The 22886-nt window shown below is 65.1% G+C and carries 30 protein-coding genes and 1 pseudogene; 11 read left to right on the forward strand and 20 right to left on the reverse strand.

The window, feature by feature from the left end:
• Window positions 1-17: 17 nt before the first annotated feature.
• From UB48_RS10760 to UB48_RS10795, 9 genes and pseudogenes are all read right to left on the reverse strand, one after another.
• The gene (locus tag UB48_RS10760) at window positions 18-1268 is read right to left on the reverse strand and encodes an FAD/NAD(P)-binding oxidoreductase (protein WP_045196756.1); all 1251 of its coding nucleotides are present in this window, start codon (window positions 1266-1268) and stop codon (window positions 18-20) included.
• Complete coding sequence (locus UB48_RS10765) at window positions 1265-1501, reverse strand: (2Fe-2S)-binding protein (RefSeq protein ID WP_045196758.1); 237 nt, start codon at window positions 1499-1501, stop codon at window positions 1265-1267. The genes UB48_RS10760 and UB48_RS10765 overlap by 4 nt, the downstream gene beginning before the upstream one ends.
• Entirely contained in the window at window positions 1494-2609 is a 1116-nt protein-coding gene (locus tag UB48_RS10770) for an FAD-binding oxidoreductase (protein WP_045196760.1), read from the reverse strand. The genes UB48_RS10765 and UB48_RS10770 overlap by 8 nt, the downstream gene beginning before the upstream one ends.
• Window positions 2606-3538 (reverse strand): 4-hydroxyproline epimerase, encoded by a 933-nt coding sequence (locus UB48_RS10775; protein WP_045196761.1) that lies wholly within the window; start codon window positions 3536-3538, stop codon window positions 2606-2608. The genes UB48_RS10770 and UB48_RS10775 overlap by 4 nt, the downstream gene beginning before the upstream one ends.
• A gap of 122 nt (window positions 3539-3660) precedes the next feature.
• On the reverse strand, window positions 3661-4332 hold the full coding sequence (locus UB48_RS10780; protein ID WP_045196763.1) for a GntR family transcriptional regulator: 672 nt from the start codon (window positions 4330-4332) through the stop codon (window positions 3661-3663).
• Window positions 4333-4412: 80 nt separating this feature from the next.
• A pseudogene (locus tag UB48_RS28180) lies at window positions 4413-4520 on the reverse strand (GntR family transcriptional regulator); the annotation flags it as partial.
• A 54-nt stretch (window positions 4521-4574) separates the two neighbouring features.
• Entirely contained in the window at window positions 4575-5621 is a 1047-nt protein-coding gene (locus UB48_RS10785) for a class I SAM-dependent methyltransferase (RefSeq protein ID WP_045196765.1), read from the reverse strand.
• 91 nt (window positions 5622-5712) lie between these two features.
• On the reverse strand, window positions 5713-6579 hold the full coding sequence (locus tag UB48_RS10790) for an alpha/beta fold hydrolase (protein ID WP_045196767.1): 867 nt from the start codon (window positions 6577-6579) through the stop codon (window positions 5713-5715).
• 29 nt (window positions 6580-6608) lie between these two features.
• Window positions 6609-7664: a sugar phosphate isomerase/epimerase gene (locus UB48_RS10795; RefSeq protein WP_045196769.1), complete on the reverse strand. Its 1056-nt coding sequence runs from the start codon at window positions 7662-7664 to the stop codon at window positions 6609-6611.
• A 110-nt stretch (window positions 7665-7774) separates the two neighbouring features.
• Between UB48_RS10795 and UB48_RS10800 the strand changes: the two genes are divergently transcribed.
• Window positions 7775-8371, forward strand: coding sequence for a TetR/AcrR family transcriptional regulator (locus UB48_RS10800; protein ID WP_045196771.1), 597 nt, complete (start codon window positions 7775-7777; stop codon window positions 8369-8371).
• On the opposite strand, the gene UB48_RS10805 is transcribed toward UB48_RS10800, so the two are convergent.
• Together UB48_RS10805 and UB48_RS10810 are read right to left on the reverse strand one after the other, a co-directional pair.
• Window positions 8372-8968 carry a DUF4157 domain-containing protein gene (locus UB48_RS10805; protein ID WP_045196773.1) on the reverse strand — a complete coding sequence of 199 codons (597 nt, stop codon included), beginning with the start codon at window positions 8966-8968 and terminating at the stop codon, window positions 8372-8374.
• On the reverse strand, window positions 8955-9509 hold the full coding sequence (locus tag UB48_RS10810) for a TetR/AcrR family transcriptional regulator (protein WP_045196775.1): 555 nt from the start codon (window positions 9507-9509) through the stop codon (window positions 8955-8957). The genes UB48_RS10805 and UB48_RS10810 overlap by 14 nt, the downstream gene beginning before the upstream one ends.
• 91 nt (window positions 9510-9600) lie before the next feature.
• On the opposite strand from UB48_RS10810, the gene UB48_RS10815 reads away from it, so the two are divergent.
• The 4 genes from UB48_RS10815 (at window position 9601) to UB48_RS10830 (ending at window position 12590) form a co-directional block, all read left to right on the forward strand.
• Complete coding sequence (locus UB48_RS10815; RefSeq protein ID WP_045196777.1) at window positions 9601-10332, forward strand: SDR family oxidoreductase; 732 nt, start codon at window positions 9601-9603, stop codon at window positions 10330-10332.
• A gap of 47 nt (window positions 10333-10379) precedes the next feature.
• Window positions 10380-10988 carry a 2-hydroxychromene-2-carboxylate isomerase gene (locus UB48_RS10820; protein ID WP_045196779.1) on the forward strand — a complete coding sequence of 203 codons (609 nt, stop codon included), beginning with the start codon at window positions 10380-10382 and terminating at the stop codon, window positions 10986-10988.
• A 79-nt stretch (window positions 10989-11067) separates the two neighbouring features.
• On the forward strand, window positions 11068-11697 hold the full coding sequence (locus UB48_RS10825) for a LysE family translocator (protein ID WP_177329153.1): 630 nt from the start codon (window positions 11068-11070) through the stop codon (window positions 11695-11697).
• 17 nt (window positions 11698-11714) lie between these two features.
• Window positions 11715-12590, forward strand: coding sequence for an alpha/beta fold hydrolase (locus tag UB48_RS10830; RefSeq protein ID WP_045196783.1), 876 nt, complete (start codon window positions 11715-11717; stop codon window positions 12588-12590).
• Window positions 12591-12603: 13 nt separating this feature from the next.
• Here the strand turns inward: UB48_RS10830 and UB48_RS10835 are convergent, their stop codons facing one another.
• The gene (locus UB48_RS10835; protein WP_045196855.1) at window positions 12604-13512 is read right to left on the reverse strand and encodes a LysR family transcriptional regulator; all 909 of its coding nucleotides are present in this window, start codon (window positions 13510-13512) and stop codon (window positions 12604-12606) included.
• Between the two features lie 96 nt (window positions 13513-13608).
• Here UB48_RS10835 and UB48_RS10840 point away from each other — a divergent pair, with 96 nt between their 5' ends.
• The 4 genes from UB48_RS10840 to UB48_RS10855 all read left to right on the forward strand — a co-directional run bounded on the left by UB48_RS10840 (window position 13609) and on the right by UB48_RS10855 (window position 16917).
• Window positions 13609-14499, forward strand: coding sequence for a pirin family protein (locus UB48_RS10840; protein WP_045196785.1), 891 nt, complete (start codon window positions 13609-13611; stop codon window positions 14497-14499).
• A gap of 28 nt (window positions 14500-14527) precedes the next feature.
• The gene (locus tag UB48_RS10845; protein ID WP_045196787.1) at window positions 14528-15214 is read left to right on the forward strand and encodes a hydrolase; all 687 of its coding nucleotides are present in this window, start codon (window positions 14528-14530) and stop codon (window positions 15212-15214) included.
• 51 nt (window positions 15215-15265) lie between these two features.
• The gene (ycaC, locus tag UB48_RS10850) at window positions 15266-15892 is read left to right on the forward strand and encodes an isochorismate family cysteine hydrolase YcaC (protein WP_045196789.1); all 627 of its coding nucleotides are present in this window, start codon (window positions 15266-15268) and stop codon (window positions 15890-15892) included.
• A gap of 107 nt (window positions 15893-15999) precedes the next feature.
• Window positions 16000-16917, forward strand: a complete 918-nt coding sequence (locus tag UB48_RS10855; RefSeq protein WP_045196791.1) for a DNA-3-methyladenine glycosylase — start codon at window positions 16000-16002, stop codon at window positions 16915-16917.
• A gap of 1 nt (window position 16918) precedes the next feature.
• On the opposite strand, the gene UB48_RS10860 is transcribed toward UB48_RS10855, so the two are convergent.
• The 3 genes from UB48_RS10860 to UB48_RS27300 form a co-directional block, all read right to left on the reverse strand.
• On the reverse strand, window positions 16919-17146 hold the full coding sequence (locus UB48_RS10860; RefSeq protein ID WP_045196793.1) for a DUF6555 family protein: 228 nt from the start codon (window positions 17144-17146) through the stop codon (window positions 16919-16921).
• 100 nt (window positions 17147-17246) lie between these two features.
• Window positions 17247-17807: an ATP-dependent Clp protease proteolytic subunit gene (locus tag UB48_RS10865; RefSeq protein WP_045196795.1), complete on the reverse strand. Its 561-nt coding sequence runs from the start codon at window positions 17805-17807 to the stop codon at window positions 17247-17249.
• A 49-nt stretch (window positions 17808-17856) separates the two neighbouring features.
• Window positions 17857-18036 carry a general stress protein gene (locus tag UB48_RS27300; RefSeq protein WP_082075430.1) on the reverse strand — a complete coding sequence of 60 codons (180 nt, stop codon included), beginning with the start codon at window positions 18034-18036 and terminating at the stop codon, window positions 17857-17859.
• Window positions 18037-18329: 293 nt separating this feature from the next.
• On the opposite strand from UB48_RS27300, the gene UB48_RS10870 reads away from it, so the two are divergent.
• Complete coding sequence (locus UB48_RS10870) at window positions 18330-18602, forward strand: DUF1652 domain-containing protein (protein ID WP_045196797.1); 273 nt, start codon at window positions 18330-18332, stop codon at window positions 18600-18602.
• 20 nt (window positions 18603-18622) lie between these two features.
• Here UB48_RS10870 and UB48_RS10875 read toward each other — a convergent pair whose 3' ends face one another.
• The 3 genes from UB48_RS10875 to UB48_RS10885 form a co-directional block, all read right to left on the reverse strand.
• The gene (locus tag UB48_RS10875) at window positions 18623-19237 is read right to left on the reverse strand and encodes a Yip1 family protein (RefSeq protein WP_045196799.1); all 615 of its coding nucleotides are present in this window, start codon (window positions 19235-19237) and stop codon (window positions 18623-18625) included.
• A gap of 131 nt (window positions 19238-19368) precedes the next feature.
• Window positions 19369-19656: a hypothetical protein gene (locus UB48_RS10880; protein ID WP_045196801.1), complete on the reverse strand. Its 288-nt coding sequence runs from the start codon at window positions 19654-19656 to the stop codon at window positions 19369-19371.
• A 14-nt stretch (window positions 19657-19670) separates the two neighbouring features.
• Entirely contained in the window at window positions 19671-20180 is a 510-nt protein-coding gene (locus UB48_RS10885; protein ID WP_045196802.1) for a DUF4142 domain-containing protein, read from the reverse strand.
• 178 nt (window positions 20181-20358) lie between these two features.
• Between UB48_RS10885 and UB48_RS10890 the strand changes: the two genes are divergently transcribed.
• On the forward strand, window positions 20359-21219 hold the full coding sequence (locus tag UB48_RS10890; protein WP_045196857.1) for a Ku protein: 861 nt from the start codon (window positions 20359-20361) through the stop codon (window positions 21217-21219).
• On the opposite strand, the gene UB48_RS10895 is transcribed toward UB48_RS10890, so the two are convergent.
• Both UB48_RS10895 and UB48_RS10900 read right to left on the reverse strand, forming a co-directional pair.
• On the reverse strand, window positions 21220-21609 hold the full coding sequence (locus UB48_RS10895; RefSeq protein WP_045196803.1) for a nuclear transport factor 2 family protein: 390 nt from the start codon (window positions 21607-21609) through the stop codon (window positions 21220-21222).
• 9 nt (window positions 21610-21618) lie between these two features.
• Entirely contained in the window at window positions 21619-22815 is a 1197-nt protein-coding gene (locus UB48_RS10900) for an MFS transporter (RefSeq protein WP_045196804.1), read from the reverse strand.
• Between the last annotated feature and the right edge of the window lie 71 nt (window positions 22816-22886).

Genomic DNA, 22886 nt, shown 5'->3' on the forward strand with positions numbered 1-22886 from the left:
CGCCCCCGGTGTTTACCTCAAGTGTCGCTCTCAAGGTGCAGCAGGGTGTCGATGCGCGCCGGGCTGAATGGCGGGCGCGGTGCCGAGGGCTGCCAGCCGAACAGGTGGGCGGTGGCCGCACCGCACACCCGGCCCTGGCAGGCGCCCATGCCGCAACGGCTGGCCAGCTTGGCCTGGCGCCAGTCGCTGTGCCCGGCGAGGGCGGCATAGGGCACGTCTTCGCAGCGGCACACCAGGGTGTCGGCGGTTGCCAGCGACTTCAGTGCGGGGTCGAGGGCGAAGGCCGTGTTCAATGCGCGGGCAAAGGCGTGCCAGCGCGCCCGGCGGCGCCACAGCCGCTGCGCCGCCTGGCGATTGCCGGTGGCGCTAAGACCGGCAATAGCGCCTTCAACCAGAGCGCGCTCGCTGCCACCGAAACCTGTGCATTCGCCTGCCGCGTAAACGCCGGGTTGTGAAGTCGCCTGCCAGGCATCGACGGCAAGCGCCTGTTGCTCCACGGCGCAGCCCAGGGCCTGGCCCAACTGGATGTTGGGGATCAGGCCGAAGCCGCAAGCCAGCCGATCGCAGGCAATTTCAACCACCTGGCCGTGCTGCTGCAGGCGCACGCCTTCGAGCCGGTCGGTGCCCAGCGCGGCCAGCACATGGCTGGCGCTGCGGTACTGGCGGTCGAACAGGCTAAACGATTGCAGCAGCTTGTGCGGCCAGCGCGGCAACTGTGCGGCAAAGCCGCTGACGGCCGCAAGCGAGGCCTGCTCGGCGATGCGCAGTACCCGCGCGCCATTGGCCTTGGCGGTGGCGGCGCTGGCCAGCAGCAAGGGGCCGCTGCCGGCGATGACGATACGCTCGTCGCGTACCGGCATCCCGCCCTTGATCAGCGCCTGCAAGCCACCGGCACCGGTCACCCCAGGCAGCGTCCAGCCAGGGAAGGGCAGCAGCAGTTCACGGGCGCCGGTACAGAGGATCAAGCGCTCGTAGTGGATTTGCCAGCCGCGCTCGGCGTTCTCCACCAGCAGGCTGTTGGGGCCGGCGTTGGCGATCACCCGCGTGCCGCTGTGCCAGTGCACATTGGCGCAGGCCAGCACCTGCTCGCGCAGCCGGCGCGCCTGCTTGGGCAGCTTGGCCTGTGGCCCGTCGCGCCAGATCTGCCCGCCCGGCAGCGGGTTGTCGTCGAGCAGCACGATGCGCGCGGCCCGCGGCGCGGCGGCCAGGGCCGCAGCCAGTCCGGCGGGGCCGGCGCCAATGATCAGCAGGTTGGTGTGTTCGTTCATGCGCGGGTCTCCACCTGCATGCCGTCACGGCACAGGGTCTGGCAGGCCAGGCGCCGGCGACCGTCGATCGTCACCCGGCACTCCTGGCAAACGCCCATGCCGCACAGCGGGGCGCGGCGCTGGCCGCTGACCGAAGTGCGCGAGCAGCCATCGCCGCCCAGGGCCAGAGCAGCAGCGACGCTGGTGCCGTCGGCCACGCGTAGCGGGCGGCCATCGAGGGTCAGGTCAGGCATGGGCGAGGGCTCCAAGAAAGCGATCTGGCAGGTAAGGGCTGGCCGCCAGCGGCGGCGTTTGGTCAAACAGCTGCGCGCTCAAGAGGTCGGCGGTCGCCGGCGCCGTGGTCACGCCCAGCCCTTCATGACCGACCGCCAGCCACAGGCCATCCTGCTGCGGATGGCGGCCCACCAGCGGCAGGCCGTCGGGGCTGGCGGCGCGAAAGCCGGTCCAGGCGCGGATGCCGTTCAGATTTGCCAGGTCCGGCATGTACTCGGTTGCGCGCTTGAGCATGCGCGCCAGCATCCAGCCTTCCACGGCCGGGTCAGTGGTGCCGAACTGGCGCGAGGCGCCGATGAACAGCTGGCCGGTGGGCCGTGGCTGGATATTGCAGGCAGTCGACGGCCCGCTGGCGTTGTGGGCGCTGGTCACGTAGCCCAGCTCCACCAGGGTATGGGTGACGGTGCCGGGGTAGCGATCGGTGATCAGCAGGTGGCCTTTCTTCGGCTCGATCGGCAGCTCCGGGCACAGCTGCGTGGCCTGGATGCCGTTAGCCAACACCACGGCCTCGGCGCTCAGCCACTGGCCGCTGTCGAGGCGCACACGGTTGCCCTCTACTGCGCTGACCCGCGCCCGACGCTGTTCGATCCCTGCTGTTTGCAGCATCCAGCCGGCAGTGGCCGGGGCATAGAGAATGCCGTCGCCGTTGATCAGCAGACCGCCTTCGAGCCCCTCGCGCAGCGCCGGTTCGCGCTGGCGCAGGGCGTGCCCGGCGACCAATTCGCAGGCCACCCCCTGTGCTTGCAGGAGGTTGAATTTGTGTTCGGCCACGGCCATTTCTTCGGTGTTGGCCGCCAGCCACAGGGTGCCGTTGCTGCGATAGGCGCAGGTCTCGGGGAGTTGCGGGGCCAGTTCGCGCCAGCGTTGTAGCGAATACTGGCTGAGCGCAAGCTCTGCGGGATTGTCGTCGAGCACCAGCAAATGGCCCATGCCGGCGGCCGTGGCGCCGTGCAGCCCGGCATCGAGTACCAGTACTTGCAGCCCGCGCGCGGCCAGCGCCTGCGCGCAGGCGGCGCCGATGATTCCGGCGCCGATGACGATGACATCGGCCACGGCACCACGGCTCACGGGCGAATGCCCCAGGCGAACGGGTCGTCCTCCTCGATGATCAGCGTGGCTTCGGCGCTAATGTGCGCGCGGCCGCGAATGGTCGGGATGATGCGTTGGCCGTCGGCCTCGAACGAGCCCTCGAAGGTGCTGCCGATCACGCTGGCCTGGCGCCAGGTCTGCCCGGGTTGCAGTTTGCCGTCGGCAGCCAGGCAGGCGAGCTTGGCGCTGGTGCCGGTGCCGCAGGGCGAGCGGTCGTAGGCTTTGCCGGGGCACAGCACGAAGTTGCGGCTGTCGGCGTCGGGGTCGTCGGCGAACAGCTCGATATGGTCAATCAGGCCGCCGTCTTCACCGCGAATGCCTTGCTCTTCCAGGGCCTGTTGCACGGCGTAGGTATAGGCCGTCAGCGCCTCGATGTTGTCACCGGCGACCTCCAGGCCGTGGTCGGCGATCAAAAAGAACCAGTTGCCGCCCCAGGCCACATCGCCCACTACCTTGCCGATGCCGGGCACCTCCAGCGCCAGGTCCTTGCGGTAGCGGTAGGCCGGCACGTTGCGCACGCTGACCGAGCGGTCCTCGTGCAGGGTCGCCTGCACGGTGCCGACCGGGGTTTCGATGCGGTGCACGCCCGGGCCGATCCTGCCCAGGTGCGCCAGCGACACCACCAGGCCGATGGTGCCGTGGCCGCACATGCCCAGGTAACCGGTGTTGTTGAAGAAGATCACCCCGGCGCAGGCGCTGGGGTCCACCGGCTCGCACAGCAGCGCGCCGACCAGCACATCGCTGCCGCGCGGCTCCAGCATGCAGGCAGTGCGCCATTGATCGTGCGCCTCGGCAAGGCGCTGGCGGCGCTGGGCCATGCTGGCGGTGCCCAGCTCGGGGAAGCCGTCGATGACCAGGCGGGTCGGTTCGCCGCCGGTGTGGGAATCGATCACGGTAATGCGTTTCATGGAGGCCGCGTCCGTTCAGGGAAGTGAAGGACAGAGTGGCGTGTCATGCGGCGCGCAGGCTTGATGCGTTTATGTCGTGCCGATGACGAAATCGGCACAGTGGCGCAACCCACAGGTTTCTGTCACTTGCTCGGCGGCAGGTGCTCGAACAGGGTCTTGCAGACGCCGGCGATGTGTTCGTCGAGCAGCCTCACTGCCAGCTCGACATCCTTGGCCCGGCAGGCGTCGAGGATGTCGCGGTGTTCGTGGTCGGCGCGCTCCTTGCCTGCCGAGAGGCTCATCTGCATGCGCAGGTAGCGCTCCAGCTTGTCGTTCACCGAGCGGATCATGTTGACCAGGAACGGCCGCTGCGCCGGTTCATACAGGCAGGCGTGCAGTTCCCAGTTGAGTTCGGCCCAGCGGCCGACGTCGTTCTCGCCGACGAACTCCTGGCAGATGCGCTCGGCGCGGGCGAAGGTTTCCTCGGTCATGTTCGGGATGGCCAGGCGCAGGGCCTTGTCTTCAAGCAGCATGCGCACTTCGAACATCTGCGCCAGCTCTGGTTCGGACATGCGCGTAACCATCGCCCCGCGATTGCGCTGGAACATCACCAGGCCTTCGGCTTCCAGGCGCTTGAGCGCTTCACGCACCGGGATCTTGCTGACGTTGAACTGGCGGGCGATATCGTCCTGGCGGATTGGTTCGTCTTCGGCGAAGTGCCCGGCAATGATCGCATCGCGCAGGTGACGGGTGATGATTTCCGAAGTCGAGGGCGTGTTGCCCAGGTCCGGGGCGTTGAGGCGGGGTACGGTCACGGTGGCGTCGTCCGAAGTTATTTATGGATATGGTATACGAAACTCGCCATGCATGGCGCCAGACCTGCCCGCTGGCATGCTCAGCGGCCTATGCGGGGTTCTTTGAGGGCAATGGGCGCGGCGATGTCGCGCAGGTTGCTGCTGTCGTTGTGTTTCAAGCGCAGGTAATCCAGCGCGACCTTGGCGGCGATGAGGCCAGCCCCCCAGGTTGGGTGGAGGCTGGCCCGACCAGGTATCAGCGCTTACTTGCGCGCTTCAAGGATCAAATTGAACGGCGTCTCGGTCGCCCGGCGAAAGTGCTTGAACCCGGCTTCCTCGAACACCGCGCGCAGCCGCGCCTCGCCCGCCTGGGCGCCGAGCCCCAGGCCAACTTCCTGCGACAACGAGTTCGGCGTGCAGATAAAGGTCGAAGCGGCATAGAACAAGCGCCCGACCGGGGTGCTGTTTTCATCCAGGGTGTCGTTGGCATAGGGCTCGACCAGCAGCACCGTGCCATCGGCTTTGAGCGACTCATAGGCATGCCGGGCGGCGCCGACCGGGTCGCCCATGTCGTGCAGGCAGTCGAAATAGCAGATCAGGTCGTAATCGGTGCCGGGGAAGTTCTTGGCGCTGGCCTGGACGAACTGCGTGCGCTCGGCCACACCGCCTTCGGCGGCGCGTTGGCTGGCGATAGCGATTGACGGGCCGTGGTAGTCAAAGCCGCTGAAGCGCGAGGCCGGGAAGGCCTGGGCCATGATCACCGTCGAGGCGCCGTGGCCGCAGCCGATATCGGCGACCTTGGCCCCGGCCTGCAGCTTGTCGACCACCCCGCTCAGGCTCGGCAGCCATTCGGCCACCAGGTGGGCGCGGTAGCCGGGGCGGAAGAAACGTTCGGTGCCGCTGAACATGCACGGATGGTGATCACCCCAGGCCAGGGCGCCATCGCCGCGCATGGCGGCGACCAGTTTGTCCTTGTCGTGGAACAGCGCGGCGATCACCGAGGCGCCGCCGGCGACATACACCGGCGAGTCTTCGATGGCCAGGGCCATGGCCTGTTCTTCGGGCAGGCGAAAGCGTCCTTCGCTGTGCTCCATATAGCCGGACGCGGCCTGGGCGCTCAGCCATTCGCGCAGCAGGCGGGGATTGCAGCCGGTCTTGTCGGCCAGTTGTTCGGGGGAGATGAATTGGCTGTCGGCCATGGCCCGGTACAAACCGAGTTCATCGCCGAGGATCAGGTTGGCAAGCATGGCCGCGGCACCCATGTCGGTGACCAGCTTGCCCATGAAGTCATTGAGTCTGGCTTCGTCCATTGCGTGTTCTCCTGCAAGAAGTCCAACGTCAACGGGGCTGCCGGCGGGCCGGCAACCTCGGGCCAATGTGTTGCGGGGGCAACCTTTAAGTCTAGTTCGCTTCGAAGAACGCCAGCAGTTGGGCGCTGAACGCTTCGTCCGCCTCTTCCATGACAAAGTGCCCACAGTCGGCGATGACGCTGCCGCGCAGGTTGTCGGCATGGGCCTGCAGGGTCTGCAACGGCACCTCGCCGGTAGCATGCTCGGCGCCGATGGCCAGCACTGGCATGCCCAGGCGCTTGCCGGCGCGCTGGCGGTTCTGGGCGATGGTCTGGCTGATCGAACGGTAGTAGGCCAGGCCGCCGCTCAAACCGCCGGGCTTGCTGTAGGCCCTGATGTAAGTGTCGACGGCCACGCGGTCGACATGGTGCGCCCAACGCTCGTACATAAAGGTCAGGTAGCGGTCCTCGCGGCCGGTGATCAGGGCTTCGGGCAGATCCTGCAACTGGTTGAAGAGAAAGTGCCAGATAAAGATGTTCTGCTCGGCGCTGACAAAGATCGGCGGCGCTTCGGCCAGGCCCGGGATTACCGCTTCGCTGAGCACCAGCTGGCTGACCGCCTCGGGGTAATCGCTGGCCAGCGCGTAGCCGACCCACATGCCCACATCATGCCCGGCCAGCCGGTAGCGCTGATGGCCGAGCTGGCCCATGGCGCGGTGCAGCAGGGCGGCGATGGTGCCGGTGTCATGGCCTTCGCTGGCCGGGTCGGACAGCCCGGTGCCCGGCAGGTCGACGGCAATCGCCTGGTAACCCTGGCGAGCCAGGGCGCGCATGACATGCCGCCAGGCGTACCAGGTCTGCGGCCAGCCGGGGATCAGCAGCACCGGCTGGCCGCTGCCCAGTTGCACGCAATGCAGGCGGCGGCCGGGTTCGAGGATCAGGTAGCGGTGTTCAAAGTCGGCTTCGGGGGTGATGGACATCGGTTGCACTCCAGGTGAAAGAGGGGGATTCAAGCCAGGCCCAGCAGGGTCCGGATCTGTTGCGGGTCGACCGGCGCGCCGGCGAAGTCGTCGAAGGTGCGAGTGGTGACCTGGATGATGTGCTCACGGATGAACGCCGCGCCTTCGCGGGCGCCGTCTTCCTGGTCCTTGAGGCAGCATTCCCATTCCAGGGTGGCCCAGCCGGGGAAGTCGTATTGCGCAAGCTTGGAGAAGATCGCCTTGAAATCGACCTGGCCGTCGCCCAGGGATCGGAAGCGCCCGGCGCGCTCGGTCCAGTCGCAGTAACCGCCGTAGATGCCCTGGCGACCGGTTGGGTTGAACTCGGCATCCTTGACGTGAAACATGCGGATGCGCGTGTGGTAAATGTCCAGGTAGTCGAGGTAGTTCAGTTGCTGCAGGACGAAGTGGCTGGGGTCGAACAGCAGGTTGCAGCGCGGGTGGTTATCCACCAGGTCGAGGAAGCGCTCGAAGCTGCTGCCGTCGTGCAGGTCTTCGCTGGGGTGAATCTCATAGCAGAGGTTGATACCGTGGTCTTCGCAGGCATCGAGGATGGGCCGCCAGCGCCGCGCCAGCTCTTCGAAAGCCGCCTCGATCAGGCCCGCCGGGCGCTGCGGAAACGGGAACAGGTAAGGCCAGGCCAGCGAGCCTGAGAAAGTCCCCATGTCGGTCAGGCCCAGGCGTTGCGAGGCCTTGATTGCCAGCTGCAGTTGTTCCAGCGCCCAGGCGGTGCGCGCCTGGGGTTTGCCGTGCAGCGCGGGCGGGGCGAAGTTGTCGCACAGGGCGTCGTAGGCCGGGTGAACCGCTACCAACTGGCCGAGCAGATGGGTGCTCAGCTCGCTGACCTCAAGGCCGTGTTCGGCAAGCATGCCGCGCAGCTCATCACAATAAGTCTGGCTTTGTGCGGCCAGTTCCAGGTCGAACAGACGCCGGTCCCAGGCCGGCACCTGCAAGGCCTTGAAACCATGGCCGGCAGCCCAGCGGGCGATCTCGGGCAGGCTGTTGAAAGGGGCTTGTTCGGCACTGAACTGGGCCAGGTGCAGGCTAGGACCTTTGAGGGTACGCATGATGACTTCCTATTGTTTGTCGATCGACAAACAATAGGGCGACAACGCGCTTGCGTCAACTGTCTTGCAGGGTAGAATCCGCCCCATCTGATTTGATGGACACACAACCCATGGCCGGACGTCCCCGGGAATTCGATCGCGACCAGGCCCTGCACAAGGCCCTGGCGACCTTCTGGCAATACGGTTACGAAGGCACGTCAATGGCCTTGCTGGTCAGTGCCCTGGGCATTGCCTCGGCGCGCATCTACGCCGCCTTCGGCAGCAAGGAGCAGCTGTTTCGCGAGGTGGTGGCGCTGTACCTGGCCGAGCAGGGCGGCTTTGCCGAGCGGGTCATCAACCGTGAGCTGGCGGTGGGCCAGGCCGTGGAGCAGATCCTCCTTGAGGCCATTGCCACCTACACCGCAGCGGACGGCCCGCGCGGTTGCCTGGCGGTGTCATCGACCGCCAGCGGCGGCCCGGATATCAGCGGCGTACTGGACTGGATGAGCGAGCTGCGCCGCCAGCGTACCCAGTCGATCATCGACCTGCTGCAGCAGGCCCATGGCCGTGGCGAGCTCAAGGCCGAGGCCGACCCGCAGGCGCTGGGCGACCTGTTTGCCACCTTGCTGCACGGTATTGCCATCCAGGCCCGCGACGGCATTGCCACGGCGCGCCTGCAGGCGATGATCAAACCGGCGTTGTGCGCTTTGCACGCCGCCCTGGCCTGATCAGCGCGCCTGGCCCGAGGCCCGCTCGCGCAGGGCCTTGCTGACCTTTGCCTGGATCTCGTAGGCCGGCGCTTCGACGGCGTCGAAGTCGCGCGAGTAGCGCCGGGCGAATTCCTCCACACCCCATTGCTGGTACTGCTGCACGTGGTGCAGTTCGTGGGCCCAGAGCGCGACGTTGTTTTCGGCGTCGGCCTGGTTGCGAAAAACGATGATGTCGATCAGGGTCACGGCGTTGACGTCGGGGTTCTGCAGCAGGGCGTTGGCGCTGTCCAGGGCTTGTTGGTCGCCGACCTTGTAGCGCGCCGCGTCGAGCACCTGGAAGTCATAGTAGGATTCGAGCTGGGCGCGGATGTGCAGGGGGATCGGCAGCAGCGTGCCGGCCGCCGCGGTATTGCGCGCCTGCTGCAAGGCCAGGGCCAGGGAGCTGCTGGCCACCCGGCCGAGGTCGTCGAGCACGGTGCCGGCCTGGCCGGGGTCGATGGGCGAACAGATGCAACTGCCCAGGCAGATTTCGTACTGGCCGGCCGGGCAGGCGGCGAGGGCGGTGAGCGGGGCGCTCAGGGCAAGGCTGAGCAGCAACGACTCAAGGCGCTTCATGCAGGGCCCCGGCAATGAAATCGCGAGAGGCCTTGAGCACTTCCTCCTGTATCGGCTCGCTGGCGAGCATGCGCGCAAGCACCAGCGCGCCCACGCACTGGCTGATCAGCGCCCAGGCCAGGGCCGGGTCTTCGAGGGTTTGCGCCCAGGCTTGCTGGAGCTGGCACAGCCAGTGTTCGGCTTCCGCGCGCACCGGCTGCTCGGCGCGGGCGATTTCCGCGCCCAGGGTCGGGATCGCGCAGCCGCCTTCGACATTGTGCAGGTGGGCCATGCTCAGGTACTGCTCCAGGCAGCGTTCGAGCCGCGCGCGGTTCATCGGCTGCTGGGCGATGGGGCTGTGCGACAGCTCGCGGCGCACCACCTCGGTGAACAGCTCGTCCTTGGACGGGAAGTGGTTGTAGAAGGCGCCGCCGGTCAGGCCGATGGCCTTCATCAGCCCGGCCACGCCAGTGGCGGCAAAGCCGCCGCGCTTGGCCAGGGCGCCGCTGCTTTGCAGCAGTTTCTGCCGGGTTTGTTCTTTGTGAGTGGTGGAATAACGCACGCCGGTAGGCTCCACAGGGCTGGCTTGACGAAGCCTGAATCATAGCATAGCGTTCGTTTACTAAATGATCGTTTACCAATGGAGGCGAGACATGACCCAAGGCAAGAAGGTGGTACTGGTGGTAGGGGCCGGTGATGCAACCGGCGGCGCGATTGCCCGGCGTTTTGCCCGCGAGGGTTATGTCGCCTGCGTGACCCGGCGCAGCGCCGACAAGCTGCAGCCGCTGGTGGACGAGATCCGCGCCGCCGGTGGCGAGGCCTACGGTTTTGCCTCGGATGCGCGCAAGGAAGAGGAGGTGGCGGCGCTGGTCGAAGAGATCGAAAGCAGCGTCGGTCCGATCGAAGCCTTTGTCTTCAACATCGGCGCCAACGTGCCCTGCAGCATTCTCGAAGAGACCGCGCGCAAGTACTTCAAGATCTGGGAAATGGCCTGTTTCGCAGGCTTTCTCAGCGGCCAGGCGGTGGCGCGGCGCATGGTGACCCGCGAGCGTGGGACTATCCTGTTTACCGGTGCCACTGCAGGCTTGCGCGGCGCCGCCGGGTTTGCCGCGTTTGCCGGCGCCAAGCACGGCATTCGCGCCCTGGCCCAGAGCATGGCCCGCGAACTTGGGCCGCGCAATATTCATGTCGCCCATGTGGTGGTGGACGGTGCCATCGATACCGCGTTCATCCGCGACAGCTTCCCCGAGCGCTATGCGCTCAAGGACCAGGACGGCATTCTCGACCCGCAACATATCGCCGACAGCTACTGGTTTCTGCACAGCCAGCCGCGCGACGCCTGGACCTTCGAGCTTGACCTGCGGCCGTGGATGGAGCGCTGGTAAGCCTTTGACAACAGCCTGCGCAACAACAAAAAAAGGACCTGCTGCAGATGAGCAAAACCGTAGAATTCTTCTTTGACCTGGGCAGCCCGGCCAGCTACCTGGCTTGGACCCAGTTGCCGAAACTCTGCGCCGAGCACGATGCGCAACTGGTGTACCGGCCGATGTTGCTGGGCGGGGTATTCCAGGCCACCGGCAACGCCTCGCCGGCGATGGTGCCGGCCAAGGCCCGGCATGTGTTCGTTGATTTTCAGCGCTACGCCAAACGCTACGGCGTGACCCTGGCCTTGCCGCCGGGCTTCCCGATCAACACCCTGGGCCTGATGCGCGGCACGGTGGCCGTGCAGCGCTACCAGCCAGAGCGTTTCGAGGCCTACCTGAACGCGGTGTTCACGGCCCTGTGGGTGCGCCAGCGCAATCTTGCCGACCCGCAGGTGCTGGCGGCAGTGCTGCAGGAGGCCGGCTTCGACCCCGAGCAATACCAGGCCTGGAGCGCCGAGCCCGAGGTCAAGGCCGCACTCAAGGACGCTACCGAAGAAGCGGTGCGCCGTGGCGTGTTCGGTGCGCCAAGCTGCTTTGTCGGCGAGCAGATGTTCTTCGGCCAGGACCGCCTGGAGTTCGTCGTCGAAGCGCTGGCCGAGCACGACAGTCAAGTGTAGCGGCATTATTTTCACTAACTGTATGGTCGAGGCGGATCAGGACTCCGTTAGTGTCAGGGCAGCCCAATAAAAATACTGGATGCCTGCCATGCTCGGCTCACTGGACCTGATCACTGCCTTTGTGTTGTTCGCGTTCGTCTCATCGATCACCCCGGGGCCCAACAACACCATGTTATTGGCCTCCGGGGTGAACTTCGGCGTGCGCCGTTCGATTCCTCACGCGCTGGGCATCAGTGTCGGCTTCATGGTCATGGTATTGGCGGTGGGTTTTGGCCTGGGCGAGGTGTTCAAAGCCTACCCGCCGATCTACACCGTGCTGCGCTACGTGGGCGCCGCCTACCTGTTGTTCCTGGCCTACAAGATTGCTACCTCCGGGCCGCTGTCGGTCAGCGACTCGTCGAGCCGCAAGCCCCTGGGCTTCTGGGGCGCGGCAGCCTTTCAGTGGGTCAACCCGAAAGCCTGGGTGATGGCCGTGGGCGCAATCACCACCTACACCCCGGCCCAGGGCTACGTCACCAACGTCATCGTCATTGCCGCGGTGTTCGCCCTGGTCAACCTGCCCAGTGTCGGCGTCTGGGTGATGTTCGGCAGCGCCTTGCGCACGGTGTTGCAGAACCCGCGCTGGCTGATGTTGTTCAATCTGCTGATGGCGGCGCTGCTGGTGATATCCCTGTACCCCCTGCTGTTTGTAGAATCGGGTTTTTCCTGACGTGAGTGCGCTGGCACATGCAGTTGATTCCCTGGTCCCATGACACAAGTGCTGGCTTCACCCTGCGCGGCTGGCGCTCCCCAGCCAGTGGCAAGCCGCTGCTGCATTTTTTGCACGGCAACGGCTTTTGCTGCCTGGCCTACCAGCCGTTGCTGGCGCGCCTGGCCGAGCAGTTCGACCTGTGGCTGTGCGATGTCCAGGGCCATGGCGACAGCGACCATGGCGGCCCGTTCGCCGGCTGGAACCGCACTGCCGAGCTTGCCATCGAAGCCTTCGAGGCCGGCCGTGGCGAGTACGGCGATGTACCACGCTTTGCCGTCGGCCACAGTTTTGGCGGGGTGCTCACCGGCCTGATGCTGGCGCAACAGCCGCAGCTGTTCCAGCGTGCGGTGCTGCTTGACCCGGTGCTGTTCACCCGGGCGATGATGGGCATCATGGGCGCGGCGGCGCTGGTCGGCCTGCACCGTCGCCATGCTCTGGCGCGCAAGGCTGCCACCCGTCGCAGCCACTGGCCTGACCGCACGGCGGCGCGGGCATCGCTGGAAGGGCGGGGGATCTTCAAGGGCTGGAGCGAGCCGGCGTTGCAGTCCTATATCGAACACGCCATTGGCGATTGCGGCGAAGGCGTGGTGCTCAAGTGCCGCCCTAGCCGTGAAGTGGAAATCTTCAGCTCCTTCCCCCGGCGCATGTGGGCGTCGCTGGCCCAGGTGAGCACCCCGAGCCTGGTGCTGTATGGCCAAACCACCTATCCCTTCGTGCCGCAGTCGGTGCAGCGCTGGGCCCTGGGCAATCCTCAGGTCAGCGCCAGCCAGGTGGCGGGTGGGCACTGCTTCATGCAGGAAGATCCGGCGGCGTGCAGCGAGCGGGTCGCGGCGTTTTTGCTGGAACAGTAATCAAGCCGCAGGTTCAGGCAATATCACTGGCCTCGAACTCCGCCGCCAGAAAGTCCAGCAGGCTGCGCACCGACGGCAGCAAGCCGCGCCGCGAGGCGAACACCGCGTGCACCACGCCGCACTCCGGTGCCCAGTTCGGCGTGGCTTGCAGCAGGCGGCCGGCGTCGAGCTCTTCGCGGATCACCACCAGCGGCAAATGCACCACGCCGACACCCGCCACCGCCGCCTGGCGCAGCACCACCAGGTCATCGGTGACCAGTCGCGGGCTGTGCCGCAGGCTCGCGCGGACGCCGTCGGGACCGAGCAGGTGCCAGTGGTAATCGCGTTGCGGGTAGCCCCAGTGCAGGCTGGGCAAGGCGCTGAGGTCGGCGGGCACCGGGCGCGGGGGCAGGCGTTCGAGCAAGGCGGGCGCCGCCACCAGGTACTGGGTGCTGCGCGCCAGTACCTTCATCACCAGGTCGCTGCTTTCCAAAGGCGGTACGCGCACGCGCAAGGCAATGTCGATGCCTTCCTGGATCAGGTCGACCTGGCGGTTGGTGCTTTCGATATGCAGCTGCACCAGCGGGCACTGGACCATGAAGCGGGTGAGCATGGCCCCCACCCAGAAATCCAGCAACGCCGTCGGGCAACTCAGGCGCACGATGCCCTGGGGCTCGGCGCGGTTGCGCTCGATCAGCTCGGCGGCGCCTTCGGCCTCCACCAGCATGGCCACACAGTGGCGGTAGTAAGCCTGGCCGATCTCGGTCACTGAAAAATGCCGGGTCGAGCGCTGGATCAGGCGCACCCCCAGGCGTTCTTCCAGCCCGGCAATGCGCCGGCTGAGCTTGGACTTGGGCATGTCCAGGGCGCGGCCGGCCGGGGCAAAGCCGCCGTGATCGACTACTTGAGCAAAGTAGTAAAGGTCGTTGAGGTCTTCCACCAGTGTTCTCCAAATGGAACGCTGAAGGCAGTTTAACCGATCTACCGCCGATGTCGTTGCGCTCGTATGGTTATAGCCATGCACGAGAGGAGGCATCTGATGAAAAAGATCCAAGGCGTCTACAGCAGTCCGAACCCCCATTGGGTGGGTGATGGCTTCCCGGTTCGTAGCCTGTTTACCTACGACAACCTGGCCCAGCACATCAGCCCGTTCCTGCTACTGGACTATGCCGGCCCCCACGACTTCACCCCGACCACGGCGCGTCGCGGCGTCGGCCAGCATCCCCATCGCGGTTTCGAAACCGTGACCATCGTCTACCAGGGCGAACTGGAGCACCGCGACTCCACTGGCGCCGGCGGCCTGATCGGCCCGGGCGATGTGCAGTGGATGACCGCCGCCGGCGGCATTCTCCATGAAGAGTTCCACTCGCCGGCGTTCGCTGCCAAGGGCGGCACCCTGGAAATGGTCCAGCTGTGGGTCAACCTGCCAGCCAGGGACAAATCGGCGCCGGCCGGTTACCAGACCCTGCTCAGCAGCGACATCCCGCTGGTGCCACTGGGCAACGGCGCCGGCACCTTGCGGGTGATTGCCGGTGCGTTTCGCGGCCACCAGGGCCCGGCGCAGACTTTCTCGGCCATGGATGTCTGGGACCTGCAGCTCAAGGCCGGCGCGCCCGTGCGCCTGCCCAGTGCCGCCGGGCGCAGCACCGCGCTGGTGGTGTTGCGCGGCCAGTTGCTGGTCAACGGCGAGCGCCAGGTTGGCGCCGCGCAACTGGTGCTGTTTGACCGCGCCGGTGACGAGCTGCTGCTTGAAGCGCAAAGCGATGTGTCGGTGTTGTTGCTCAGTGGCGAGCCGCTGGATGAGCCGATCGTTGGCTACGGCCCGTTCGTGATGAACAGCGATGCCGAAATCGCCGAGGCCTTTGACGATTTTCGCGCCGGGCGCTTCGGCCAGATGAGCGGGCAGGCCGGTCCGCGCCACCACAACTAGTCTCATAACCCCTGAAGGAGAATACGCCATGAGTACCTTTGCCAACGTTGCCAACTTCAACGGCCAGGTGCCGCGCATAGACCCTGAAAATGTCGCGATGCTGCTGATCGACCACCAGAGCGGCCTGTTCCAGACGGTCAAGGACATGCCCATGACCGAGCTGCGGGCCAACGCCATCACCCTGGCCAGGATTGCCAGCCTGGCGAAGATCCCGGTGATCACTACCGCTTCGGTGCCACAAGGCCCCAATGGCCCGCTGATTCCGGAAATTCACCAAGCCGCGCCGCATGCCCGCTATATCGCCCGTAAAGGTGAAATCAACGCCTGGGACAATCCCGAGTTCGTCGAGGCAGTCAAGGCTACCGGCAAGCAGCAACTGATCATCGCCGGCACCATCACCAGTGTGTGCATGGCCTTCCCGAGCATCAGCGCAGTTGCTGCAGGCTACCAGGTGTTTGCCGTGATCGACGCCAGCGGTACCTACTCGAAGATGGCTGAGGAAATCACCTTGGCGCGGGTAATGCAGGCCGGTGTGGTGCCGATGGACACCGCTGCGGTGTGCTCGGAAGTCCAGCGCAGCTGGAACCGCGAAGACGCCCAGCAATGGGCCGAGGCCTACAGCTCGGTGTTCCCGCATTACCAGCTGCTGATTGAAAGCTACCTCAAGGCGCAACAGGTAGCCCGCGACAACGAACTGCTCGATTCGCAACGCTGATCCCTCATGTCCGGTGCCTGGCACCGGCGTCTCAACGCAAGGAGTAAGATCATGACCAAGCCCTACGTCCGCCTGGACAAGAACAACGCTGCCGTCCTGCTGGTCGACCACCAGACCGGCCTGCTGTCGCTGGTGCGAGACATCGACCCGGACCGTTTCAAGAACAACGTGCTGGCCGTTGGCGACCTGGCCAAGTACTTCAAGCTGCCGACCATCCTTACCACCAGCTTCGAAACCGGCCCCAACGGCCCGCTGGTGACCGAGCTCAAGGCGCAGTTCCCCGAGGCGCCGTACATTGCCCGCCCGGGGCAGATCAACGCCTGGGACAACGAAGACTTCGTCAAGGCGGTCAAGGCCACCGGCAAGAAGCAGCTGATCATTGCCGGTGTGGTGACCGAGGTGTGCGTGGCTTTCCCGGCGCTGTCGGCCCTGGAAGAAGGTTTTGAGGTGTTCGTGGTTACCGATGCTTCGGGCACCTTCAACGAACTGACCCGCGACTCGGCCTGGAACCGCATGTCGCAAGCCGGCGCCCAGCTGATGACCTGGTTCGGCCTGGCCTGCGAGCTGCACCGCGACTGGCGCAACGATATCGAAGGCCTGGGCACCTTGTTCGCCAACCACATCCCCGACTACCGCAACCTGATGACCAGCTATAACACCCTCACCAACGGCAAGTAACGCCGTTCAATGATTGACGGCCGGGCGCTGGCGTGGCCCGGCCGTCGTCGTCTGACAGTCGTCGAAATCCCTGGCGTCGTTGCCGTTGCCCAGGTGATGATCGGCGCATGAATTCCACTTCCAGCCTGGCAGGCCATCGCCGCAGCATTCGGCCCGCCAGCGCTATCAGCTTCTGGCTGGCTTACCAGCCACCCTTGCACTGGCCGTCGCTGCTGGGGTTTCTTGCTGCGCGGGCGATTAGCGGGGTAGAGACGGTCGTAGCGGGGGTCTATACCCGCAGTTTTGATCTCGCTCGTGGCCAGGGCATCGTCCAGGTCGCGAAGGCGCGTGGGCACCGGCTGAAAGTCACTGTGATCGCTAGCTCTGCCGGTGCGTTGCCGGGGTTGCTCGTGAGGGTCCGGCGAGTATTTGACCTGGATGCCGAGCCGCTGAAGATCGAAGCACTGCTGCGCCGCGACCCGTTGATGGCGCAATTGATCGAACTGCGCCCGGGCCTGCGCGTGCCTCGGGGCTGGGATGGGTTCGAGCAGGCCATGCGTACAGTGCTGGGCCAGCAGATCAGCGTCGCCGGGGCGATTACCCTGGCCGGGCGCCTGGTGGCGGGGTACGGCGAGCCGCTGGCCGCGCAGCTTCAGCGTGTACCCGGCCTGACCCATGTGTTCCCCCGCGCAGAGGCTGTTGCTGACGTCGACCTCAGTGGCCTGGGCATGCCGCGCTCGCGGGCCGCGACCCTGTCGACCCTGGCCCGGGCGCTGCTGCACGACCCGCAACTGCTGCGCCCTGAGCGCGACCTGGAGGCCTGGGTCCAGCGCCTGTGCCGCCTGCGCGGCATTGGCCCGTGGAGCGCCCACTACCTGGCCTTGCGCCAGATGGGCGCGGCCGATGCCTTGCCGCTGGGCGACGTGGCGCTGGTCAAGGCCCTGCGCCTGCTTGAAGGCCCCGAGGCGCAACTGGCCCAGCGCGCACCGGCCTGGAGCCCGTGGCGCGCCTATGCCGCCCAGCATCTGTGGGCGTCGTTGAGCTGACTCAGCTGGACTGGCGCCAGGTCACATCGGTAATGCCGTAGCGTTCGGCCAGTGGCTTGCTGACTTTTTTGACTTTTTCGCGACCGTACCGGCCTATGCGACCGATACCGGCGTCGCAACTTGCCCAGTGCCAGGCTTCAGCGTTGTCCATCATCTCGGCGCGGATGATGAAGGACTTGTGATCGCCGTGAAGCTGGTAGTCGATGACGAACAGTTTTGCGTTGTTCATGGGTCTGGAATGATCCTTACAGAGCAGTGACCAAGAAAATCCCTTCAATGCCTCTAGTGAGTGCTGCGCCGGCAGAAAAATTCCATCGGATTTCAGCCTGTCAGTGGGCGCCGCTGATGGTCAGGTGCCGGGCATCCTTTTCGAACACCACCTGCTCCAGGCGATGGGCGATGCCGCAGGCCAGCGAATCGTAGGCGGGGATGACCTTTTCTTCGGTCGACAGGCAATGGAAGATGTCCAGTTTGCGCTCGGCCTGGGCGGTCTCAAGCTCGAAAATGCGCACGTAGCGCTCCAGGTCATTGTTCAGGCTCGACAGGTATTCACGCAGGCGCGAATGGTCCACCGCGCTCTGGCTGAAGTGCCAGGTCATGGGGTGGATGAGAAAACGCGAATGCGGCGCGGCGACACGCTCGCCAGCGGCCAGGTACATGATGATGCCCATCGATTCGATGTTTCCGGCGTTGACTGCGCACAACGGCACCGGCAAGGACTTGAGAAAGCTGTACAGCGAGAAACCGAAGTTGGTGCTGCCACCGGTGGTCGACAAAAACAGCAGCAAGGAGGTGGCGCCATCGTCGACGGCCTGCAGGCAGCGGTCGCGAAAACGTTCGGTGGTGTCCTGGTCGATCTGGCAATGAAAGTGGATCACCTGTTGGCTCATGGCAGTGCCTCGGGACCGACGCACGTGGCGTGCGCCGGCCTTTCGTCCTTTAGCTACGGCCGCCACCACTTGGTTTGCGGGTCTGGTCTTTGCCCATGTCGGGCTTGCGGCTCTGGTCACTTGGCTTTTGATTGCCACCGGAAGCCTGGCCACCCTTTTTCCCGGCTTCAGACGCTTTTTGTCGGTCGTTCGCGAAATTCCCGGGATTCGAAGTGTCTTTGCTAGCCATGATTCTCTTCCTCTTGTGAATGTTCGCAAGGCGTTTGCCTTACACAGGTTGGGAGGCGGTCGGCGCAGGCAAAGTTTGAAATATTTCGCCGCTGCGGGACGAACGGTCCGGGGCCGCCGTTCATCCGCGACAGCCGCGAATGCTTTGAACTTGGCGACCCACGGGCGGCTCTTCCGAAAGATCATTGCTGCCCTGCATGGGGGATACGGCGCGGCATCAGCGATTTCAATTGGCATTAAGGGCCGACGGGGTAGTAACTGAGTAGTCGGGCCCTCCGACACGAGGATCGCAGCATGTCACTGATTGGAGTTTCCACGCTTGAGTTGTGCCATATGATCGAACAGGCATTGCTGCCTGAACACAGTGTGGTGTCGTGCACCGATGGCGAGCACCTGACCATCCAGCTGGGGCAGGGCGATAGCCTGGGCGACTGCCTGACCGTCACCGGCATCAAGGTGCATAGCCTGACTACCTGCCACGAACTTGCCGCCCTGGTGGCCCAGGTGCGCGAAGAGCAGCGCCTGGGGCGTAGCCAGATTCCGTTCAAGCCCCAGGCGTTTGCCTGAACCACGCCGACTGCGTCCAGTCAGCCAAGGCTGGCCGGGCGCAGGTATTCAGGGCTGAGGACGTTGAACCAGAACAGGATCATCGACACCAGGATGGTCACCAGCACCAGCAGCCCCACCGCCCAGACACTGGTCGAATACAGCAGGCCGTCTTCCTTGCGCAGGCGCAGGAAGGTCGGCAGGCCGACGTACAGCAGGAAGGTCGCATAGGCCGACGCCGCACCCAGCACGATCAACGCCAGCCAGCGCCCGGGGTAGAGCCCGGCGACACCGGCGACGAAGTACGGCGTGGCGGTGTAGGCGGCAAAACCGATGCACTGGTTGAGGCTGGGGCGGGCATCGAAGGTGCGCGACATCCAGCGAATGAACCCGCCCATGATCATCACCCCGACCACGCAGGCGGCATACAGCAGCACCCCAAGCTCGGCGGCGCTGGCCACGCTCAGGCGAACCCGCTCGGTGCCGGCCAGGCTCCAGCCAATACTGGTAGTACCAATGAACAGGCACAGGGCGGGAATCAGCGCCATCAGCAGCAGGTGCGGCAGGTAGTGGCGCGGGTGCAGTTCTTCTTCCTGGCGGATTTCCATCCAGGCGTCATCGGGGTGGGTGAAGAGTTGAACCAGATGGGTACTCATGGTGACCTCCGGTAAGCAGGGTGGGAAACACTTCTCCCTGTTCTATGGAGGTCTGGCCGGCGTCGGGGTTTCATTTATTTGAACCACCCAGCCCAAGGCCCGGTGTATACACCGCTGTTGTGGGAGCCGGGTTACTGCAGCTCCAGCTGCAACTGCAAGCCGCCGTCATCACAGCGCCGGTGATACTGGACGATCCCGCGATAAGTGCGGCCCTCCCAGACAAACGCCACGCTGTGTGAACGCTCAAGCTTGGCCGGTACCGGCGCGCGTACCTGCAGGCGCAGGCCGGGCAGGCCATTGATGTTCAATGGCGCCAGTTGCACTTCACATTCGGCGCTGTGGGCCACCGGGCCGAACAGAGTGTCCTGGACAAAGTCGATCTGCAGGCTGGTCGGGCTGGCCGGGCTGACCTTTCTCATTCCAGGGCTCTCCTTCAGTTCTTGCGGTGTGCGTTCTGCAGTTGCTTGGCCATTTGCAGGTGATGCTTGAGGGTCGGCAACGTGGTCTTGGCAAAGGTGCGCAGGTCGTCCGGGTCGGAGGTCGACCGGCTTTCTTCGTCGAACAGGCGCACCGCCTGTTCATGGGCGTCGACCTGATGAGTGGCATAGGCCGCATCGAACGACGCGCCGTCCTGCACCTGCAGCATCATCTTGCGCGCCTTGCTGGCCAGGGCAGCGTCGTCCGGGACGCTGAAGTCATGTTGTCTGGCCAGATCAAGCAGGTGCTGATTGGCTTTAGTGTGATCCTTGATCATCTGCTGGGCAAACGCCTTTATCTCGGGCGAGCGGGTTTTTTCCAGGGCCAGCTGGCTGGTCTGGATTTCTGCCATGCCGGCACTGATGGCTTCGTCGACAAAGGCATTGTTGCTGGCAGCCTGGGCGCCGATGCTGAGCAGGGCGCACAGGCCCAGGGCGAGGCGGGTGGGACGCAGGAACGGGCTCATGAGCGGTATCTCCGTGGGTGTGAACAAACGGACGGCTGTTAGTTTTACGAAAGGCTGCCGGCGCCAGAGTTCAGCTTCAATGCTGCGCAGCAGCGGATCGGCGCAGTTGCAGCAAACCTTCACCGACCGGCGCAGTCAGACTGACAAAGGGCCCTTCAAATACCCCTGGGAGAACGTCATGGCCAGAGCCATCTGGAAAGGTGCCATCAGCTTCGGCCTGGTGCACATTCCGGTGTCGTTGAGTACCGCGATCAGCAGCGACCGGGTCGATTTTGACTGGCTCGATGAGCGCAGCATGGAACCGGTGGGCTACAAGCGGGTGAACAAAGTCACCGGCAAGGAGATCGCCCGCGAGCACATCGTCAAGGGCGTGCAATACCAGAAAGGTCAGTACGTGGTGATCAGCGAGGAGGAGATCCGCAAGGCCCGCCCCGAGGCGACCCAGACCATCGATATCTTCTCGTTCGTCGACAGCAACGAAATCCCCCTGCAGCAGTTCGACACCCCGTATTACCTGAGCCCCGACCGGCGTGGTGGCAAAGTCTATGCCTTGCTGCGCGAAACCCTTGAGAGCACCGGCAAGGTGGCCCTGGCCAAGGTGGTGCTGCACACCCAGCAGCACCTGGCGCTGCTGCGCCCGCTGGAGGACGCGATGGTGATGATCACCCTGCGCTGGCCCGAGGAAGTGCGCGGCCTCGACAGCCTGGAACTGGACGCCAGCGTGCGCGATTCGAGCATCGATAAGCGTGAGCTGCAAATGGCCAGACGCCTGGTCGAGGACATGAGCGGGCACTGGACGCCCGGGGACTACCGCAACGACTTCAAAGACACCATCATGAGCCTGGTCGAGGAGAAGGCCAGCCAGGGCAAGATCGCTACGGTCGAGCCGCTGGAAGGCGAAGGTGAACAGAAAAGCGCCGATATCATCGACCTTACCGAGCTGCTCAAACGCAGCCTGGGCGGGCGCAAACCGGCGGCGAAGAAAGCCGCGCCAGCGGCGAAAAAGCCTGCCGGCAGCAAGCCGCGCAAGAAGGCCTGATCAGCCGGCCACGGTGGTTTCATGCAGATGGCGCCAGCGCAGGGCGCCATCGTGGCGCTCGAACACCGCGGTCGAGCGGCGCACCGAGCGATTGCCGGCGTCATCGACCTGCCATTCGCGATAACTGACCACGCAAAGGCTTGGCCCTTCGCCAATCACTTGCAGTTCATCGATGCTGATTTGCAGCCCGGCGCGCTGCCCGTGGGCGTGGGCGAACAGTTGCTGCAAGCCCTGATAATCGACGATTTTGCCGGGCAGGTTGATCATCGAGAACTGCGCGCTGAAGCGCGCCATCAATGCGTCCAGCTCTGTGGCGTGGGCTGCGCCGGACAGCCATTGTTCGATGGCTACGTGGGCGTCGAGAACTTCCTTGAAAGCGGGATGGGTCATGGGCACATCTCAAGTAGGAGTGGTAGTCAGCCCCAGGCCGCGAGCCCCGGGCAGTTTCAGCACCAGCGGTAGCGGAATCAGGGTCAGCAGCGCGGCGAGGATGAAGGTGTGCCGGAACGCCTGGTCATCGGGCAGCAACCGGTTAAGCACGGCGCCGAGCACGGCGACGCCGAGGCAGAAGCTCAGCTGGCGGTTGAGGTTCCACAAGGCGCTGGCCTGGCCCATTTGCGCAGGCGCAATGGCCAGGAACGCCAGGCTTTGCGCGCTGCTGCTGCACAGGCTGCTGCCCATGCCGAGCAGGGCGAAGATCAGCGCCAGCCAGGCCTGGTGCCCGGCAACCGAGGGCAGGGCCAGCCACAGCAGGGCGGCGCACTGGATCAGCATCCCGGCAATCAGCAGGCGCTTGGGGCCGCTCAGGTTGAAGCGCCAGCGCACCCAGGCGATCGCCGCCAGGGCGCCCACTGACCAGGGCAGCATCAGGGCGCCGGTGGCCGTGGCGCTGAGCCCAAGGCGCTGCTGCAGGTACAGGGCGGCCACCAGGTTGGCACCGATGAACACGCCTGGCACGCACAGGTAGATAAGCATCGCCGTGCGCAGCAGCGGTTGGCCGAGCAGGCGCAGGTCGAGCATCGGCTGGGGCGCAGGCAACGGCCGATTCGCCGGTAACCAGGCCAGCACCAGGACGACGGTGATCAAGGTCAGCGGCAGCATGGCAAAGAAGATCCAGCGCCACGAGCCCTGATCGACTACCACCCCGCCCAGTGCCGGCGACAACGCCGGGACCAGCAAGGCGACCATCATCACCAGTGAGGTCAGGTGGTGGCGCTGCTCGGGCGCATACAACCGATAGGCCATGGCCTGGCCCACCGGAATCAACAGGCCGCCACCCAGGCCTTGCAGCAGGCGCCAGACCAGCAGGCTGTCGATCGAGCCGGCACTGCCTGCCAGCGCCGAGCCCAGGCCGAACAGCGCCAGCGACAGCATTAGCGTTTGCCGTTCACCCAGCCGCGTGGCCAGCCAGGTGCCCAGCGGGATCACCAGGGTCAGGCCGAGCATGTACAGGTTGCTGCTCCAGCTCAGTTGCGCCACCGAGGCGTGCAGTTCCTGGCCCAGGGCTGGATAAGCGGCGTTGAGGGCAAACATGTTGAGCAGGTCGAGGGTGAAACCCAGCAGATAGACCAGGGTGACTTTCGTGCGATAGGGCATGAGTGCTTCGAAGGGCTGGAGAAAGGCGCAGTCTAGTGGCTTGTTGGCGCTTGAATAAGGTGCGTAAACCC

This window comes from Pseudomonas sp. 2(2015) (assembly GCF_000955865.1).
In the GTDB taxonomy this organism is placed as follows: domain Bacteria; phylum Pseudomonadota; class Gammaproteobacteria; order Pseudomonadales; family Pseudomonadaceae; genus Aquipseudomonas.